Below are 4,302 nucleotides of genomic sequence, written 5' to 3' on the forward strand. Positions count from 1 at the left end.
CCACGGTCGGGGATCGTGCCGCCGCTGGTGACCGCGATGCGCTGCGCCCCGGGTCGCCCGGTGATCACGCCGAGATCGCGATCCCAGATCACGCGCGGGCGCAGCTCGGCGAACCGATCGGAGGGGTACCTGCCCGCCAGCAGGTCGAGCGTCGCCTCATAGGCGGAACGGGGGAGCGTCCGGAACGGTGCACTGCGTCGGACCGTCTCGTACCACCCCTCCACGTCAAGCGGCTTGATCGCCGCGGCGGCGACTGTCTGCTGCGCCAGGATGTCGAGAGGGTTCTGCGGGATGCGGATCGCCTCGATCTGGCCGGCCAGCATCCGCTCGGTCACGATCGCGGTGTGCAGCACATCGCCGCGGTGCTTGGGGAAGAGGGCGGCACGGCTCACTTCGCCCACCTGGTGGCCGGCGCGGCCGACGCGCTGCAGGCCGGATGCCGCCGACGGGGGCGCCTCGACCTGGATCACCAGGTCTACCGCGCCCATGTCGATGCCCAGCTCGAGGCTGGAGGTGGCGACGACGCAGCGCAGGGCACCGGACTTCAGCTCGTCCTCCACCTGGGCGCGCTGCTCCTTCGACACCGACCCGTGGTGGGCCTTGGCGAGCACCGGCTCCGCCCCGGTGTGTGCCGTGTAGATCTCGTTGAGTCGGGCCGTGAGGCGCTCGCCGAGCCGGCGCGAGTTCACGAACACGATCGTGGAGCGGTGCTGCAGGATGCGATCGACGATCGCCTCTTCGATGTGCGGCCACACCGATCCCGTCGCCTCCCCGCTCCCCGAGCCTGTCGAGGAGCCGCTGAACCAATCGTCCTGCGCGTCCTGGTCGGGCTGCTCGAATGCCTCGTTCGGGATCGGCGGCGGGTTCGACAGGTCGTCGATCGGCACGACGACCTTCAGGTCGAACGCCTTCGTCGCCCGCGGTGCCACGATCTCGACCGGCTGAGCGCCGCCGAGGAACCGTGCCACCTCGTCGATCGGGCGCACCGTCGCCGACAGCCCGATCCGCTGCACCGGTGCGACGTCGTGCTCCGACTGCCGGCGCAGGGCGTCCAGCCGCTCCAGGCTCACTGCCAGGTGCGCGCCGCGCTTGGTGGCCGCGACCGCGTGCACCTCGTCGACGATCACCGTGTGCACGTCGTGCAGCGTCTGCCCCGCCTGACTCGTGAGCATGAGGTACAGCGACTCGGGCGTCGTGATCAGGATGTCGGGCGGGTCGGCCACGAGCCGGCGTCGATCGGACGAGGTCGTGTCGCCCGAGCGCACGCCGACCGTGACCTCGGGCACCGCGATCCCGAGCCGGCGCGCCGACTGCCCGATGCCGATGAGCGGGGAGCGCAGATTGCGCTCGACGTCGACACCGAGCGCCTTCAACGGCGAGATGTACAGGATGCGTGTGCCGGCGGCATCCACTCCCTTCCGCCGGGGCGGTGCGGGCGCGGCATCCTTCTCGGCGAACACCCGGTCGATCGCCCATAGGAACGCCGACAGCGTCTTGCCCGATCCGGTCGGCGCGACCACGAGCGCGTTCTTGCCGCTCGAGATCGCCTCCCAAGCGCCCCCCTGCGCGTCGGTCGGCCGCGCGAACGCGCCGCGGAACCAGTCCTGCGTGGCAGGACCGAACCGCTCGAGCACACGGTGCACGCAGTCCGTCGACGCGTCGGTCATCACACCATCTTCGCCGCCCCGGCCGACATCGGGCGCATCGGGCGTCAGCGCTCCGTCGGGATGAGGACCCACAGCACGATGTAGACCCACAGCGGCAGTCCGAAGAACACCATCGCGATCAGCGTCAAGACGCGCACGGTCGTCACCGACATCCCGAACCGGTGGGCGAGCGCGAGGCACACACCGGCGATCCAGCGACCCCGCAGCGGCCTCGTGAGCTGGTTCATCCCTCCATCCTGCCCGACTGGTTGAGCCGGAGCACGACGTCGACGCCGATGCGGCAGGTACACGACACGGTCGGTGTGCAGCAGCGCGGTGCACGAACGCAGGCTGGATGCCGCGGCATCCCGTTCCCTCCCGCTCTCCGCGCCGATCGAGCCTGCGTCATTGCCGCCCGCCGTACTTCCCCCTGTGCCGATGAGCCGTTCGAGCAGCGTGGTCTTGCCGGCGCCGTCCGGCCAGGCGAACGAGACGTGGCCGAGAGCGAGGGAAGGGGTGGATGCGGGCATGAAGCCTCCTCGGTGTCTGCGAGTGCGCGGACACCGGGGCGGGACGGATGCCTCACCCAGCCGAGATACGGCGAATCGACGGTGTCAGCGCGTGGAGATGGACGCGGAGCCGTCGAAGAACTTCACCGGAGGGATCCTTTGCTCGGGGAACCCGTCGAGCGTAGCCGATCCTGCCTCAGACGTACCGGCGGGGGAGGAGCGGCGAGACGCGCACCATGATCTCCTCGCCGACGGTGCCGATCGCCTCGGCGAGCGTCGTCGCCGACGACTCGCCCCGGTCACCGGGGCCGAACACGGCGACCTCGTCGCCGACGGCGGCACCCGGCCATGCCTGCACGGTGAGCATGGTCTCGCCCACCGCGAGCAGGGCGCGCGCACCACCCGGCGTGCCCACCGACACGCGCCCGGCGAGCGTCGAGGGCAGCCCGTCGAGCGACCCGTACGCGACCTCGACCGTGTCGGCCGCGACGGCCGCGACGGGCGCCAGCAGGGTCGCCGCGGGCACGATCCCGGGCAGCTCTGGTCCGTCGGTCGAGCGGATGCCGTAGCAGAACGCCCCGAACCGCACCAGGTCGTGCCGGAACTCCGGCCGCGCGTACCCTGCCGCGCTCGCGGCCAGGTGCAGCACCTCGGGGCGCAGCCCCGCCGCCCGGGCGGCGTCCACGGCGGTGTGATAGTCGACGCGCGCCCGGTCGTCGTCGGCGTCGCTCGTCTCGGCGATATGGCTCCAGATGCCCGCGACGCGGATGTCGCCGCGCGCCTCGAGCGCGGCGGCACGGGCGACGAACGCCGCCCAGTCCTCAGGTCGCACCCCGTTGCGGTGCAGACCGGTGTCGATCTTCAGGTGCACGGGCGCCGCTCGCCCGGCCGACACCTCGGCCACCTGCTCGAGGTAGCCGGCATCGCCCACGCCGAGCTCGATCCCGGCCTCCAGCGCCGTGGCGATCTCGGTGCGGTCGACGGTGACCCACGAGAAGATGCGCACCCCGGGGCCCGCCGCGGCGCGGGCGCGCACGCCCATCGGCACGTCGAACGTGCCGACCCACTCGACGCCGTGGGCGGCGACGTCGGCGACGACCCGGTCGATGCCGTGGGCGTAGGCGTCGTTCTTGACGACGCACATCAGCTGCGCGGGCGCGATGCGCGCGCGCAGTGTGTCGATGTCGGCGCGGATGCGCCCGAGGTCGACGCGCAGATACGCCCCGGTCGCGCGTGTCGCCGTCACGCGGCGACCTCTCTGCGCAGCCACAGCCCGGGTGTGCCGCCACGCACGCCGAGTGCGCAGACGAGCTCGGCCCCGGTCAGGCCCGATGTGCGCTCCCACACGGCGAGCTCGTCGCGCACGAGGCCCGAGCCGAAGTAGACGACGTCGGCGCCGGGCGTGACATCCTGCTCGCCGATGTCGACGACGCACACGTCCATCGCGACGCGACCGACGATGGGATGCCTGCGACCGCCGATCTCGCCCGTCGCCGTGTTGCCGATGCTGCGGACGACCCCCTGCCCGAACCCGCCCGAGACGAGCGCGACGCGCGTGTCGTGGGCGGCGATGTGCGTGGCGTTGTACGAGACGCCCTCGCCGGCGAGCAGGAACTTGGTCGACAGCACCGACCCGTGCAGGCGCATCGCGGGTGTGCCGCCGCCGCCGGGCAGCCCGTAGAGGGTGCGGCTGTCGAGGGTGGGGGAGGCATCCGTCGCCGTCAGCCCCGCCGCCTCGGCGACCGGTCGCGCCGCCGCGTCGACGACCGCCTCGCGCACACCGGCGGCGGCGACCGCCGCGGCGGCCGGCTCGATGCCGTGGCCGAACGCGTCACGGCGCAGGTCGGCGACGGCACCCGCGCCCGCCGTGCGTGCGTTCGCGGTCAGCGCGCTGCGGGAGACCACGACGCGCAGGGGACCGATGGTGGGCAGGTCAGCTCTTCGCACGGACAGCGCCACCACCGGATCAGACGTCGACCAGTTCGCTCTCGACGACGCGGCGGCGCTGCGTGCGGCGACCTGCCGAACGGCCCAGGTCGTCGGAGATGATGACGCGCTGCAGCCAGCGGTCGGTGCCGTCGTAGCGCGGCTCGAACGGGGTGCGGGCGTGCATGACGCGACGGTTGTCGAAGAGGAACAGGTCGCCC

General features: G+C 72.4%; 5 protein-coding genes. All 5 read right to left on the reverse strand.

Annotation, left to right across the window (positions count from 1 at the left end; genetic code table 11):
* Positions 1–1,667: DEAD/DEAH box helicase (locus ACK5IN_RS09990; protein ID WP_416896038.1), on the reverse strand; the 1,667-nt coding region annotated here is incomplete at its 3' end.
* A gap of 44 nt (positions 1,668–1,711) precedes the next feature.
* Positions 1,712–2,176: a PspC domain-containing protein gene (locus ACK5IN_RS09995; protein WP_416896039.1), complete on the reverse strand. Its 465-nt coding sequence runs from the start codon at positions 2,174–2,176 to the stop codon at positions 1,712–1,714.
* Between the two features lie 175 nt (positions 2,177–2,351).
* Entirely contained in the window at positions 2,352–3,401 is a 1,050-nt protein-coding gene (locus ACK5IN_RS10000) for an alanine racemase (RefSeq protein ID WP_416896040.1), read from the reverse strand.
* The gene (locus ACK5IN_RS10005) at positions 3,398–4,114 is read right to left on the reverse strand and encodes an alanine racemase (protein ID WP_416896041.1); all 717 of its coding nucleotides are present in this window, start codon (positions 4,112–4,114) and stop codon (positions 3,398–3,400) included. Before ACK5IN_RS10005 ends, ACK5IN_RS10000 begins: the two co-directional genes overlap by 4 nt.
* A gap of 7 nt (positions 4,115–4,121) precedes the next feature.
* Positions 4,122–4,302 (reverse strand): TauD/TfdA family dioxygenase (locus ACK5IN_RS10010; protein WP_416896042.1); only part of this gene is annotated, 181 nt, incomplete at its 5' end.

This window comes from Microbacterium sp., from assembly GCF_047971895.1.
GTDB lineage: Bacteria > Actinomycetota > Actinomycetes > Actinomycetales > Microbacteriaceae > Microbacterium.

Coding starts and splice junctions, on each gene's coding strand:
- ACK5IN_RS09995 (WP_416896039.1), bottom strand. CDS start 2,176: ATGCCCGCATCCACCCCTTCCCTCGCTCTCGGCCACGTCTCGTTCGCC.